The organism is Nonomuraea sp. NPDC003727, from assembly GCF_053586935.1.
Map to the genome: position 1 here is coordinate 1 of NZ_JBSFNE010000017.1, position 12,377 is coordinate 12,377.

The 12,377-nt window shown below is 70.5% G+C and carries 14 protein-coding genes; 5 read left to right on the forward strand and 9 right to left on the reverse strand.

Features of this window, described 5'->3' with window-relative positions:
• Window positions 1-225: 225 nt before the first annotated feature.
• Entirely contained in the window at window positions 226-693 is a 468-nt protein-coding gene (locus tag ACWDLG_RS34720; protein ID WP_449928306.1) for an Lrp/AsnC family transcriptional regulator, read from the reverse strand.
• A gap of 126 nt (window positions 694-819) precedes the next feature.
• Here ACWDLG_RS34720 and ACWDLG_RS34725 point away from each other — a divergent pair, with 126 nt between their 5' ends.
• A complete protein-coding gene (locus tag ACWDLG_RS34725; protein ID WP_449928308.1) occupies window positions 820-1,695 on the forward strand; it encodes a phenylalanine 4-monooxygenase in 876 nt (291 codons plus the stop codon).
• Between the two features lie 93 nt (window positions 1,696-1,788).
• On the opposite strand, the gene ACWDLG_RS34730 is transcribed toward ACWDLG_RS34725, so the two are convergent.
• From ACWDLG_RS34730 to pstS, 5 genes are read right to left on the reverse strand one after another with little or no spacing between them, the layout of a single operon-like run.
• On the reverse strand, window positions 1,789-2,514 hold the full coding sequence (locus ACWDLG_RS34730) for a response regulator transcription factor (protein ID WP_449928310.1): 726 nt from the start codon (window positions 2,512-2,514) through the stop codon (window positions 1,789-1,791).
• Window positions 2,514-3,290, reverse strand: coding sequence for a phosphate ABC transporter ATP-binding protein PstB (gene pstB, locus ACWDLG_RS34735; protein WP_354921745.1), 777 nt, complete (start codon window positions 3,288-3,290; stop codon window positions 2,514-2,516). The genes ACWDLG_RS34730 and pstB overlap by 1 nt, the downstream gene beginning before the upstream one ends.
• A gap of 15 nt (window positions 3,291-3,305) precedes the next feature.
• Window positions 3,306-4,181: a phosphate ABC transporter permease PstA gene (gene pstA, locus ACWDLG_RS34740; RefSeq protein ID WP_354921742.1), complete on the reverse strand. Its 876-nt coding sequence runs from the start codon at window positions 4,179-4,181 to the stop codon at window positions 3,306-3,308.
• Window positions 4,182-4,236: 55 nt separating this feature from the next.
• Window positions 4,237-5,217, reverse strand: a complete 981-nt coding sequence (pstC, locus tag ACWDLG_RS34745) for a phosphate ABC transporter permease subunit PstC (protein WP_354921739.1) — start codon at window positions 5,215-5,217, stop codon at window positions 4,237-4,239.
• A gap of 3 nt (window positions 5,218-5,220) precedes the next feature.
• A complete protein-coding gene (gene pstS / locus ACWDLG_RS34750; RefSeq protein WP_354921736.1) occupies window positions 5,221-6,333 on the reverse strand; it encodes a phosphate ABC transporter substrate-binding protein PstS in 1,113 nt (370 codons plus the stop codon).
• A gap of 121 nt (window positions 6,334-6,454) precedes the next feature.
• Between pstS and ACWDLG_RS34755 the strand changes: the two genes are divergently transcribed.
• Both ACWDLG_RS34755 and ACWDLG_RS34760 read left to right on the forward strand, forming a co-directional pair.
• The gene (locus ACWDLG_RS34755) at window positions 6,455-6,919 is read left to right on the forward strand and encodes a low molecular weight protein-tyrosine-phosphatase (RefSeq protein ID WP_449928314.1); all 465 of its coding nucleotides are present in this window, start codon (window positions 6,455-6,457) and stop codon (window positions 6,917-6,919) included.
• A complete protein-coding gene (locus tag ACWDLG_RS34760; protein ID WP_354921730.1) occupies window positions 6,900-7,682 on the forward strand; it encodes a fructosamine kinase family protein in 783 nt (260 codons plus the stop codon). The genes ACWDLG_RS34755 and ACWDLG_RS34760 overlap by 20 nt, the downstream gene beginning before the upstream one ends.
• 68 nt (window positions 7,683-7,750) lie before the next feature.
• Here ACWDLG_RS34760 and hisN read toward each other — a convergent pair whose 3' ends face one another.
• Window positions 7,751-8,563, reverse strand: coding sequence for a histidinol-phosphatase (hisN, locus tag ACWDLG_RS34765; protein ID WP_449928317.1), 813 nt, complete (start codon window positions 8,561-8,563; stop codon window positions 7,751-7,753).
• A 57-nt stretch (window positions 8,564-8,620) separates the two neighbouring features.
• On the opposite strand from hisN, the gene ACWDLG_RS34770 reads away from it, so the two are divergent.
• Complete coding sequence (locus ACWDLG_RS34770; RefSeq protein WP_449928319.1) at window positions 8,621-9,064, forward strand: DUF4442 domain-containing protein; 444 nt, start codon at window positions 8,621-8,623, stop codon at window positions 9,062-9,064.
• Window positions 9,065-9,075: 11 nt separating this feature from the next.
• Here ACWDLG_RS34770 and rsgA read toward each other — a convergent pair whose 3' ends face one another.
• Window positions 9,076-10,098, reverse strand: coding sequence for a ribosome small subunit-dependent GTPase A (gene rsgA, locus ACWDLG_RS34775; RefSeq protein WP_449928520.1), 1,023 nt, complete (start codon window positions 10,096-10,098; stop codon window positions 9,076-9,078).
• Between the two features lie 28 nt (window positions 10,099-10,126).
• The gene (gene aroA / locus ACWDLG_RS34780) at window positions 10,127-11,407 is read right to left on the reverse strand and encodes a 3-phosphoshikimate 1-carboxyvinyltransferase (RefSeq protein WP_449928321.1); all 1,281 of its coding nucleotides are present in this window, start codon (window positions 11,405-11,407) and stop codon (window positions 10,127-10,129) included.
• A 162-nt stretch (window positions 11,408-11,569) separates the two neighbouring features.
• Here aroA and ACWDLG_RS34785 point away from each other — a divergent pair, with 162 nt between their 5' ends.
• Complete coding sequence (locus ACWDLG_RS34785; protein WP_449928323.1) at window positions 11,570-12,358, forward strand: SOS response-associated peptidase; 789 nt, start codon at window positions 11,570-11,572, stop codon at window positions 12,356-12,358.
• Window positions 12,359-12,377: the final 19 nt, after the last annotated feature.

Genomic DNA, 12,377 nt, shown 5'->3' on the forward strand with positions numbered 1-12,377 from the left:
CTGCGCCGATGGTACTGCACTCGAAGGGGTGTGGGAGAGTAGGTCGCCGCCGCGCAATCTTTACAGTAAGGGCCATCCCGGTTGGGGTGGCCCTTACTGCTTTTCCGGGCCGTTTCGAGGGCGCGCCGTACCGGTCGCTCGAGCACCGGCACGGGCCAGTGAAGGGAGCGCGGCGCGCTCCAGGCGACCGCTCGGCGTCCGCAGGGTGCCGGCCGACCGGCCAGGTCAGGAGGCCGGCGGTTCGCGGTCGGTGAGGAGCGGCTCGATGCGGTACGGGATCTGGGTGGACAGCGCGATGGTGGTGTCCGTGCGCTGGACGCCTGGCGAGGCGAGGACGCGCGCGATGACCTCCTGCAGGTGGTCGGTGCTGCGGGCGACGACGCGGCAGAGCAGGTCGTGCTGGCCGCTGGTGCCGTACACCTCGAGGATCTGCGGGACGTCCCGCAGGGCCTGTACGGCCTCGGTGAGGCGGCCCTGGGCGATCTGCAGGGAGACGAACGCGAGGATCGGGTAGCCGGCTCCGGCGGCGGAGACCGTGGGGCCGAAGTCGAGGATCACCCCGCGCGCGGTCAGCTTCTCGACGCGGGCCTGCACGGTGCCTCTGGCCACGCCGAGCAGGCGGGCCAGCTCGGTCAGGCCGACGCGTGGGTGGGCACGCATGGTCACCAGGAGTCTGGCGTCGAGCTCGTCCATGGCCCCTCCGGGTGATCTGTGCGATTCGCCTAGCTTGAGGCCAGTATGGCAGTGCGATAGTGCGCGGATCGACCAGGAAAATTGGTCACTCTTGCCAAGGAAAGCCGGAATTGCTGTCATTCAGGCATGTTCGAGGAAGCGCAGTACTTCGCGCCCGTCGCCGAGCAGGGCGACGGGTCCGTGGTGGTCGAGTTGGCGGCGTCGCACCCCGGGTTCGCCGACCAGGTCTACCGGGCCAGGCGTAACGCCATCGCCGCCCTGGCCGTCAACTACCGGCGGGGCGAGCCCATCCCCGCGGCGGAGTACACCGAGCAGGAGCACGAGATCTGGGCCCTGGTCGCCGGCGAGCTGGCGATCAAGCACAGGAAGTACGCCACGGCGGAGTACCTCGACGGCGCGGCCCGGCTGGGCCTGCCCGCCGAGCGGATCCCGCAGCTGGAGGAGGTCAGCGAGCTGCTGGAGCCGCTGACCGGGTTCAGGTACCTCCCCGCGGCCGGTCTGGTGCCGCTGAGGGACTTCTACGGGGTGCTGGCCGACGGCTACTTCCACTCCACGCAGTACATCCGCCACCACTCGGTGCCGTTCTACACGCCGGAGCCCGACGTCATCCACGAGGTGATCGGCCACGCGAACGCGCTGGCCAACGACAGGTTCGCGGCGCTCTACCGGCTGGCGGGCGCCGCGGCGCGGCGCGTGGAGAGCGAGGAGGCGCTGGAGTTCGTCTCCAAGGTCTTCTGGTTCACCCTGGAGTTCGGCGTCATGGCCGAGAGCGGCGAGCTGCGCGCGTACGGGGCGGGCATCCTGTCCTCGTACGGCGAGGTCGAGGAGTTCAGGGGAATGGACATCCGGCCGCTGGACCTGAAGATGATGGGCCAGACCCAGTACGACATCACGAAGTACCAGGACGTGCTGTTCCGGGCCGAGTCCATGCAGCACCTGGAGGACGTGGTCGGCGCCTTCTGGGAGACCTGCGACGACGAGTCCATCGCCGCTCTGGCGTGAGCGGGAGCGAGCCGGGAGACGAGAACGAGCCGGGAGAAACGGTGGCGCCCGGGAACGCGGGCCGCGGCGCCACCCGACGGCCGGCCCTCACCGTCAGCCGACGGCCGAGGAGGGGCCCTCGACCGGCGTGATGAGCCGGTAACCCACCCCGCGCACCGTCTGGATCAGCCGGTCGTCGTCGTCACCCAGCCGCGCCCTCAACCGCTTGACGTGCACGGCGATGGTGTTGGTCGAGGTCCCGTCGGCCGAGTTCCACACATGCTTCATGATCTGCTCGCGCGTGACCGTCCGGTCGGCGTTGCGCATCAGGTAGTGGAGCAGCTCGAACTCCCGCAACGGCAGATGCACGGCCCTGCCGCCGACCCGCACCTGGTAGGCGTTGACGTCGAGCTCGACGCCGCCCACGGTCAGCACCTTGCGGTTCTCGACGCCGCCGTGGGAGGCCGCCTGGATGAACGGCAGCAGCTCGAGCACCCGGTACGGCCTGGCCACGCACGCCGACGCGCCCGCGGCCAGCGCCTGGACCGCCTGTTCGGCATGCCCCTCGCCGACGCCGAGCAGAACGGGTACCGACCGCGAGAGCCGTACGGCACGCACGAAGTCCACCGCGTCGATGGTCGGCAGCGTGGCGCCGACGAGCACGACGTCAGGCTGGAGCGCGCCCGCCTGCAGCAGCGCCTGGGCTCCGTCGGTCACCCCGGTGACCACGACGCCCTCGCGCCCCAGCGCGACCGCCAGCTCGTGGATGACGTCCTGGTCGGGATCGGCCACCAGCAGGGTGGGAACTGTCGGGGCGTCCCCGTTCGCCGCGACGACCATCAGCCGAAACGCCCCGTGATGTAGTCCTCGGTGGCCTTCTGGGAGGGGTTGGTGAACATCCGGGAGGTGTCGTCCATCTCGACCACCTTGCCGGGCTGCCCCTGGGCGGCGAGGTTGAAGAACGCCGTGCGGTCGCTCACCCGGGCGGCCTGCTGCATGTTGTGGGTGACGATGACGATCGTGTACTCGTCCTTGAGCTTGGTCATGAGGTCCTCGATCGCCAGCGTGGAGATCGGGTCGAGCGCGGAGCAGGGCTCGTCCATGAGCAGCACCTGGGGCTTGACCGCGATCGCGCGGGCGATGCAGAGACGCTGCTGCTGGCCGCCCGACAGGCCGGCGCCGGGCTTGTTGAGGCGGTCCTTGACCTCGTTCCAGAGGTTGGCGCCCTTGAGCGACTCCTCGACGATGCCGTCGGTCTGCGACTTGGAGACGCGGCCGTTGAGCCTGAGGCCCGCGGCCACGTTCTCGTAGATCGACATGGTGGGGAACGGGTTGGGCCGCTGGAAGACCATGCCGATGGAGCGGCGCACCGAGACGGGCTCGACGCCGGGGCCGTAGAGGTCCTCGCCGTCGAGCAGCACCTTGCCCTCGACACGCGCGCCGGGGATGACCTCGTGCATGCGGTTGAGCGTGCGGAGGAAGGTGGACTTCCCGCATCCGGACGGCCCGATGAACGCGGTGATCGAACGCGGCTCGATGGTCATCGAGACGTCCTCGATGGCCTTGTGCGATCCGTAGTACGCGTCGAGGCCCGAGACCTGGATCTGCTTGGACATGGGAGCGGATACCTCCTATCGGGCCCTGGAAGGCGAGCGCCACCAGGCGATGAGGCGCGCGACCAGGTTCAGCAGCATGACGATCAGGATGAGCGTGAGGGCTCCGGCCCACGCGCGGTCGATGGCGGTGTCGTTGGGGCGCGCCGCCTGGTCGAACACGTAGAGGGGAAGCCCCATCTGCGGCCCGTTGAACGGATCGTTGTTGATGGAGTCGGTGAAGAACACGGTCAGCAGCAGCGGCGCGGTCTCACCTGTCACGCGGGCGATGGCGAGCATGACACCGGTGACGATGCCCGTGAACGCGGTGGGCAGCACGACCTTCACGATCGTCCGCCACTTGGGGACGCCCAGGGCGTAGGAGGCTTCGCGCAGGTCGTTCGGGACCAGCTTGAGCATCTCCTCGGCCGCGCGGACCACTGTGGGCATCATCAGGATCGACAGCGCGAGCGCGCCGGCGAACCCGGAGAACGGCATGCCGAGGAAGAGGATCCAGAAGGCGAAGACGAACAGGCCGGAAACGATCGAGGGGACGCCGGTCATGACGTCCACGAAGAAGCTGATCGTACGGCTGAGCCGCCCGCCGTTGCCGTACTCGACCAGGTAGATGGCGGTGAGAACGCCGATGGGCACCGCGATGACCGAGGCCAGCAGGACCTGCTCAAGGGTGCCGATGATGGCGTGGTAGGCGCCGCCGTTCGCGTCGCGGGCGCCGATGCCGCGCATCGAGTGGGTCAGGAAGTCGAGGTCGAGACGGGCCAGGCCGTTCTTGATGACCAGCCACAGGACGGAGATCAGCGGCACGACGGCCAGCGCGAAGGCCAGATACACAAGACCCTGGACGACGCGGTCCTTGACCCGCCGTCCAGTGGAGATGTGCTGGATCGTGGTCATTCGACCTCCTCCGTCGGTCGGTTGGCCACGACGTGGCTGTGGGTGATGGGGGCGCTCATGCCGCTGCCCCCGCGTATTCCTTGCGGCGGGCGATCACCATGCGGGCGCCCATGTTGACCAGCAGCGTGATGACGAACAGCACCAGGCCCGAGGCGATGAGCGCGCCGCGGCCGACGGGGGTGGCCTCGCCGAAGCCGTTGGCGATGTTGGCCGCGATGCTGTTGGCGTGCGGGGTGAGGATCTGGAAGCTGATGTCGAAGGTGGCGGGGAAGATCAGCGCGACCGCGATGGTCTCGCCCATCGCCCGGCCGAGGCCGAGCATCGCCGCGCTGATGACGCCGGGGCGGCCGAACGGCAGCACCGCCATCCTGATCATCTCCCAGCGGGTCGCGCCGAGCGCGAGTGCCGCCTCCTCGTGCATCTTGGGCGCCTGCAGGAAGACCTCACGGGAGATCGCCGCGATGATCGGCAGGATCATGATCGCCAGGACGATGCCGCCCGCCAGCATGGTCTTGCCGCCGATGACGCCCTCGCCGGCGAACAGCGGGAACCAGCCGAGGTGCTCGTTGAGCCACTCGGACGGCGTCTTGAGGATGGGGACGAGGAAGACCAGGCCCCACAGGCCGTAGATGACGCTGGGCACCGCGGCGAGCAGGTCGACGAGGTAGCCGAGGGGCCCCGCGAGCCGGCGGGGCGCGTAGTGGGAGATGAACAGCGCGACGCCCACCGCGACCGGGGTCGCGATGACCAGCGCGAGGGCCGAGCTGAGCACGGTCCCGAACGCCAGGGCGGCGATGCCGAAGACCTGGCTGCTGTTGGGCTCCCAGATGAGCTCGGTGAAGAAGTTCCCCTTGTTCGCCTGCAACGCGGGGATCGCCTCGCTGATCAGGAAGACGGCGATGGCCGCCATGATCGCCAGCAGGACGATGCCCGCACCGGTGGAGGCGTAGCGGAAGGGTCCCTCACCATGGGTGCGCCGGGAGGCGGCCCGGCGCATGGCCGGGTCGCCTCCTCGGGTGCGAACGTCGGTGGACATGGGTTAGGAGATCGCCTCGACGGCCGCGCGAACCTTGGTGAGCAGAGCCGCGGGCAGCGGGGCGTAGCCCAGGTCCTTCAGGGAGGCCTGGCCCTCGTCGCTCGCGGTGTAGCCGAGGAAGGACTTGACCAGCGGCACCTGGTCGGCGGGCAGGCCCTTCTCGCAGGTGATCTCGTAGGTCACCAGGACGATCGGGTAGGCGCCCGCGGCCTTGGTGGCGTAGTCGATGCTCAGCTTGAGGTCGTTGCCGGTGCCCTTGATCTCGGCGGCCTCGACGGTCTTGGCGGCGCTGTCGGCGGTCAGCTCGACGAACTCACCCGAGCCGTTGGCGACCTTGGCCTTCTGCAACTGGGAGTTGTCGGCGTAGGAGAGCTCGACGTAGCCGATGGCGCCCTCGGCGCCCTTCACCGAGGCGGCGACCTGGTCGGAGCCCTTGGCGCCCTGGCCCTTGGCCTCGGCGGGCCACGCCTTGGCCGGCTCGTACGGCCACTCGGCGGTGGCCTTGAGGAACTTGGTGAAGTTGTCGCTGGTGCCGGACTCGTCCGAGCGGTGGAAAGCCTGGATGGGGGTGGACGGCAGCTTCGCGTCGGGGTTGTCGGCCTTGATGGCGGCGTCGTCCCACTTGGTGATCTGGCTGTTGAAGATGCCGGCGATCGTCTTGGGCGACAGCTGCAGGCCGTCGACACCGGGCAGGTTGTAGACCACGGCGACGGGGCCGGTCACCATCGGGAGGTTGATGGCCTTGCCGGTCTTGCAGCGGGCGTCGGCCTGGGCGGGCTCGCCCTTGTCGTCCTTCAGCGCCGAGTCGGAACCGGCGAAGGAGATCGTGCCCTGGATGAACGCCTGGACACCAGCGCCGGAGCCGCTCGGCTGGTAGTTCAGGTTGACGTTCGCGTTCTTGGCCTGGAAGTCCTTCTTCCACTGGTCGATCGCGTTGGCCTGAGCCGAGGACCCAGCCGCGTTGATCGTGCCGGAAAGGGCGTTGTCGTTGCCCGGGGCGGCGGCGGACGCGGACGCGGTGCCCGCGGGGGCACCAGTGTTGTTATCGGTGCCGCACGCAGCGAGCGAGAGCGCGCCGACGACGGCGACGGCGGCGAGCCGGCCTGCATACTTCACGGTTGGGTTTCCTCCCACTTGGTCCTTAGTCGCCTCAGACGTTAAGCAGTGAAGGTGACTCGACTCCCGAATCGGGGTGAACGTTCGGTGAACGACCCAGGTCAGCATCATGATGGGATGCATGACGTATCGCGTATCTCTGGTGTGTATGGGCAACATCTGCCGCTCCCCGATGGCCGAGGTCGTGGTCAGGCAGGCCCTTGAGGAGCACGGACTGTCCGGCAAGGTGGCGCTGGACAGCGCCGGAACGGGCGGCTGGCACGTCGGCAACCCGATGGACGAGCGCGCCGCCGAGATGCTCGCCCAGCACGGCTACGACGGTTCTCTCCACCGTGCCAGGCAGTTCGACTTCGACCGCTATGACCTGGTCCTCGCCATGGACAAGGAGAACCTCAGGGCGCTGCGCAGGGTCGTTCCCGCCGGGACGGACCTGCGGCTGTTCCGCTCGTTCGACCCCGCGGCGCCCGAGGGCGCCGAGGTGCCCGACCCCTACTACGGCGGCCGCGACGGCTTCGAGATCGTGCTCGGCCAGGTGAAGGCGGCCGCCGAAGGGCTGGCGAAGTACCTTGTCGATCGTCTGGACTGAGGACCTGGGCTCCTCGCACGCCTGGCGGCTGCGCAAGGGGACGCTGGACGGCAGGCCGGTGTTCGGCAAGTACGGTCCCGTTTCCCCGCTGTTCACCTCCGAGGCGGCGGGGCTACGGTGGCTGGGCCCGATCGCCGCCACCGTGGTGGCGTCGGGCGACGACGGCCTGGTGCTCGACTGGGTGGACACCGAGCCGCCCACCCGTGCCGCCGCCGAGCGTTTCGGCCGCGAGCTCGCCCGGACGCACCTGCGTGGCGCCGACGGCTTCGGCGCCCCCTGGCCGGGGTTCATCGCCGACCTGCCCATGCCCAACGAGCCGGCCGCCGACTGGCCGTCCTTCTACGCCGCCGACCGCGTGCTGCCCTTCGTACGGCAGGCGCGGCTGGCGGCCGGCGACGTGCGGCTGATCGAGAGGGCGGTCGCCAGGTTCCCCGAGATCGCGGGGCCCGCCGAGCCGCCGTCCCGGATCCACGGCGACCTGTGGGGCGGGAACGTGCTCTGGGCGGACGGCCGCGCGGTGCTCATCGACCCCGCGGCGCACGGCGGGCACAGGGAGACCGACCTGGCGATGCTGGCGCTGTTCGGCGCGCCGTACCTGGACACGATCCTCGGCGCCTACCGCGAGGAGGCGCCGCCGGCCGAGGGCTGGCGCGAACGCGTGCCGCTGCACCAGCTCCACCCGCTGCTCGTGCACGTCTGCCTCTACGGCACCGCCTACCGCGACGCGTTGATGACCGCGGTCTCCCGGGTGCTGGCCCTCTGAGCGCAGCCGGGTCGCTCGGCGGGTGAGGCCTTGTGGGGTCGGGTGGGGTCGGGTGGGGTCGGGTGGGGTCAGCGGGTGGTGAGGCGGGTGAGGACCTCGTCGTGCAGCGTGCCGTTGGTGCACACCAGCCCGCCCGCGTCCAGGCCGCGGCCGCCGTCGAGGCCGCTCCACCGGCCGCCCGCCTCCTCGACGATCACCGTCAGCGCGGCGATGTCCCACGGGGACAGCTCGGGCTCCGCCGACAGGTCCACGGACCCCTCGGCGACCATCATGTGCGACCAGAAGTCGCCGTAGGCCCGGGTACGCCAGCACGCCCGGCCCAGGTCGAGGAACGGCTCGAGGCGCCCGGCCTTCTCCCATTCCTCGATGTCGGAGTAGGAGAAGGAGGCGTCCTCCAGCTTGCCGACCGCCGAGACCCGCATGCGGGTGGCCTTGGTCAGGCTCTTGCCGGTCCACGCGCCGCTGTCGCGGGCCGCCCACCAGCGGCGGCCGAGCGCGGGCGCCGACACGAGGCCCACCACGACCTCGCCCTGGTCCATGAGCGCGATCAGGGTCGCCCACACCGGGACCCCGCGCACGTAGTTCTTGGTGCCGTCGATCGGGTCGACGATCCACGACCGGGCGCCGTGACCGGTGGTGCCGAACTCCTCGCCCACGATCGCGTCACGGGGCCTGGCCCTGCGCAGCGTGCCCCTGATCGCCTCCTCCACCGCTCGGTCGGCGTCGCTGACCGGGGTGAGGTCGGGCTTGGTCTCGACCTTGAGGTCGACCGCCTTGAACCGGCGCATGGTCAGGTCGTCGGCGGCGTCCGCCATGACATGCGCGAGGCGCAGATCGTCGCTGTAACCCGTCACGAAGAGCCACGCTATCGCGTCGGACATCGCTTCCATCAAACGGCTGCATCCCAATTGTGGGTTACTCGCCAGTAGCATGGCGGCATGTCATTCGACACCGGCGAGTTCCTGCTGCAGACCGTGCCGTTCGCCCGCACGCTGGACATCTCATTCGACAAGGTGGAGGAGGGGCTGGCCCTCTGCCGCCTGCCCGACCGCCCCGATCTGCACAACCACGTCGGCGGTCCGCACGCGGGCGCGCTGTTCACCCTCGCCGAGACGGCCTCGGGGGCGGCGACGCTGTCGGCGTTCGGCGACCAGCTGTCGCGGGCGGTGCCGCTGCCCACCACCTCGACGATCCGCTATCGCAAGGTGGCGATGGGGGAGGTGGTGGCCGAGGCGCGGTTGCAGGCCTCCAGAGAGGAGGTCGTCGCCCTGCTGGACGCGGGACAGCGGCCCGAGTTCGACGTCGCGGTCGAGATCCGCAACGCGGAGGGCGTCATCGTCGCGGAACTGACCGTCCGCTGGACCCTCCGCCCCAACCGGTAGCCGTCCGCCGGTCAGTCGTCGGAGTCGGGGGCGCCTTCCCGGCTGGCGAGCAGCCGTCTGAGCGACTTCAGCCGGACCGGATCGGCGTGGCCGTCGGCGACCCACGCGTCCAGCGCGCACTCCTCGCCCCGGTGGGTGCAGCCCTTGGGGCAGTGGACGGTGCCCTCGACCAGGTCGGGGAAGCCGGCCAGCACGGTCTCGACGGACACGTGGGCCAGCCCGAAGCTGCGCACCCCCGGCGTGTCGATGATCCAGCCGCCCTCGGGCAGCTCCAGCGCCACCGCCGAGGTGGAGGTGTGGCGGCCGCGCCCGGTGACCGCGTTGACGTGGGAGACCGCCCGGTTGGCGTCCGGGACCAGCGCGTTGACCAGCGTGGACTTGCCGACGCCCGAATGGCCGACGAGGACGCTGACGCGGCCGGTCAGCCGCTCGCGCAGCTCGTCGAGCTCGCCGCCCTTCTGGACGACCGTGTAGGGGACCCCGAGCGGCTCGTAGAGCGAGACCAGCTCGTCGGGCGGGGCGAGGTCGCGCTTGGTCAGGCACAGCAGCGGGTCGATCTCGGCGTCGAAGGCCGCGACCAGCATCCTGTCGATCATCCTGGGTCGCGGCGGCGGGTCGGCCAGCGCGGTGACGATGACGAGCTGCTCGGCGTTGGCGACGACCGGACGCTCGATGCCGTCGGTGTCGTCGGTGTCGTCGGCGCTGCGCCGCAGCATCGAGGAGCGCGGCTCGACCCTGACCACCCTGGCGAGGGTGTCGGCCCGGCCCGAGACGTCGCCGACCAACGCGACCCTGTCACCCACGATGATGCCCTTGCGGCCCAGCTCGCGGGCCTTCATCGCAGTGACGAGCCGGCGCTCGCGCTTCTTCCTGCGGCCCTCGGTCTCGACCAGGCAGGTGTAGCGGCCCCGGTCGACGGCGATCACGAAGCCTTCGACGGCGTCCTCGTGGGCAGGACGGATCCTGGTCCGCGGCCGGGAGCCCTTGCCCGGTCTGACCCTGACGTCGTCCTCGTCGTACTCCCGCTTTCTCAGCGGTCCGCTCCTTGCCCCGAGAAGCCGGTCACGACTGCTCACTTCCCAGCATCTGCGCCCACATCCGGGCGAACTCCGGAAGCGTCTTTCCGGTCGTCGCGATGTCCTCCACCTCGACTCCGGGGACCGCGAGGCCGACGACGGCGCCCGCGGTGGCCATGCGGTGGTCGGCGTAGCTGTGGAAGGTGCCGCCGTGAAGCGTGGCGGGGCGGACGAGGATGCCGTCGGCCGTCTCCTCCGCGTCGCCGCCCAGCCGGTTGATCTCGGTGACGAGGGCGGCGAGCCGGTCGGTCTCGTGGCCCCGCAGGTGGGCGATGCCGCGCAGCGTGCTCGGCGAGGTGGCCAGGGCGGCGAGGGCGGCGATCGTGGGGGTGAGCTCGCCCACCTCGTGGAGGTCGGCGTCGATGCCCGCGATCTCGCCCGTGCCCGTGACCGTCAGGCCGTCCTCTGTCAGCGACACGGTGGCGCCCATCGCGGCGAGCAGCGGGCGGAGGTGGTCGCCCGGCTGGGTGGTCACGGCCGGCCAGCCGGGGATGGTGACCGTGCCGCCGGTGATGAGGGCGGCCGCCAGGAACGGCGCGGCGTTGGACAGGTCGGGCTCGACGACCAGGTCGGTGGCGGTGATCGGCCCCGGCTCGACGCGCCACACGTCGGGCTCGCCGTCGTCGATCCGCACGCCCGCGGCGCGCAGCATCTGGACGGTCATCTCGATGTGCGGCATGGACGGCACGGGCGGGCCCTCGTGGCGGATCGTGACGCCCTTCTCGAACCTGGCGGCCGTCAGCAGCAGACCCGAGATCAGCTGGGAGGAGGCGGAGGCGTCGATCGTGACCTCGCCCCCGGTGATCGGGCCCCTGATCGTGAACGGCAGGGCGTCGTTGTCGACCTCGGCGCCGAGCGCGCGCAGGGCGGCGAGGATCGGGCCCATGGGCCGGGTGCGGGCGTGGGGGTCGCCGTCGAAGAAGACCTCGCCGTCGGCCAGCGCCGCCATGGGCGGCACGAAGCGCATCACCGTGCCGGCCAGGCCGACGTCGATGCGCGCGCCGCCGCGGACGGGGCCGGGCGTGACCTGCCAGTCGACGCCGGAGGCGCTCTCGTTGGACGGGGTCAGGTCGGTGCCGAGCGCGCGCATGGCCGCGGCCATGAGGTCGGCGTCGCGGCTGCGCAGCGCCTGCCGTACGGTGCCCGGGCCGTCGGCGAGCGCGGCCAGCAGCAGCGCCCTGTTGGTCACGGACTTGGAGCCGGGCAGGGGGACGGTCGCGGAGACCGGAGCGGACGCCGTCGGGGCCGGCCAGAGCGGAGCGGGCATGGTGCAAGCCTATCGGCAGCCGGCGCCTGACCCGCAGAGCGCACGACCAGGGAGCTCGGGGCCCGGCCTCGCGTGGTGTGCGGGGCAAGATGGGTGCCGGGCGGTGTGGGGTGCGGGGCGACATGGTGGGCGAATCGGCCGATCGCGTGGCAGGGTGGAGGCATGTGCGGCAGATACGCCTCAGCGCGCAAGAAGCACGAGCTTCTGGAGGAGTTCCAGGTCGAGCAGGACGCCTCGCCCGACGAGGAGTTGTCGCCCGACTACAACGTGGCGCCGACCAAACGGGTCTACGCGGTGCTCAGCCGGGTGCCCAAGGACACCGAGCGCGGCGACTCGGGCGGGGAGAGCGAGGCGCGAGCCGCCAACCGGGCGGTGCGCCAGCTGCGCGTCCTGCGGTGGGGCCTGGTGCCGGTGTGGGCCAAGGACCCCTCCATCGGCTCCCGCATGATCAACGCCAGGCTCGAGACGGTCGCGGAGAAGCCGGCCTTCAAGAAGGCGTTCGCCTCCCGCAGGTGCCTGCTGCCTGCCGACGGCTACTTCGAGTGGATGCCCGTCGAAGGCGAAAAGAAGAAGAAGCAGCCCTTCTACATCCACCCCGAGGACGGCGGGGTGCTCGCGATGGCCGGGCTGTACGAGTTCTGGAAGGACCCGACCAGGGCCGCCGACGATCCGCTGAAGTGGCTGGTGACCTGCACGGTGATCACCACGCAGGCCGAGGACGACCTCGGGCACATCCACGACCGGATGCCGATGATGATCGAGCGGGAGCGCTGGGCCGAATGGCTCGACCCCAAGCTCACCGACACCGAGCAGGCCTCCAGGCTGCTGGTGCCCGCCGACTCCGGCAGGCTGGTCGCCTATCCCGTCTCCACCGACGTCAACAACGTCCGCAACAACGGCCCGCACCTGATCGAGCCGCAACAACCGGAGGAAGAAAGCGCACTTTTCTAGCGGGTCGGTGTAAGAACCT

Coding starts and splice junctions, on each gene's coding strand:
- pstA (WP_354921742.1), bottom strand. CDS start 4,181: ATGACCACGATCCAGCACATCTCCACTGGACGGCGGGTCAAGGACCGC.
- hisN (WP_449928317.1), bottom strand. CDS start 8,563: ATGTCCGACGCGATAGCGTGGCTCTTCGTGACGGGTTACAGCGACGAT.
- ACWDLG_RS34720 (WP_449928306.1), bottom strand. CDS start 693: ATGGACGAGCTCGACGCCAGACTCCTGGTGACCATGCGTGCCCACCCA.
- ACWDLG_RS34770 (WP_449928319.1), top strand. CDS start 8,621: ATGTCATTCGACACCGGCGAGTTCCTGCTGCAGACCGTGCCGTTCGCC.
- pstB (WP_354921745.1), bottom strand. CDS start 3,290: ATGTCCAAGCAGATCCAGGTCTCGGGCCTCGACGCGTACTACGGATCG.
- ACWDLG_RS34725 (WP_449928308.1), top strand. CDS start 820: ATGTTCGAGGAAGCGCAGTACTTCGCGCCCGTCGCCGAGCAGGGCGAC.
- ACWDLG_RS34755 (WP_449928314.1), top strand. CDS start 6,455: ATGACGTATCGCGTATCTCTGGTGTGTATGGGCAACATCTGCCGCTCC.
- pstC (WP_354921739.1), bottom strand. CDS start 5,217: ATGTCCACCGACGTTCGCACCCGAGGAGGCGACCCGGCCATGCGCCGG.
- ACWDLG_RS34730 (WP_449928310.1), bottom strand. CDS start 2,514: ATGGTCGTCGCGGCGAACGGGGACGCCCCGACAGTTCCCACCCTGCTG.
- ACWDLG_RS34785 (WP_449928323.1), top strand. CDS start 11,570: ATGTGCGGCAGATACGCCTCAGCGCGCAAGAAGCACGAGCTTCTGGAG.
- aroA (WP_449928321.1), bottom strand. CDS start 11,407: ATGCCCGCTCCGCTCTGGCCGGCCCCGACGGCGTCCGCTCCGGTCTCC.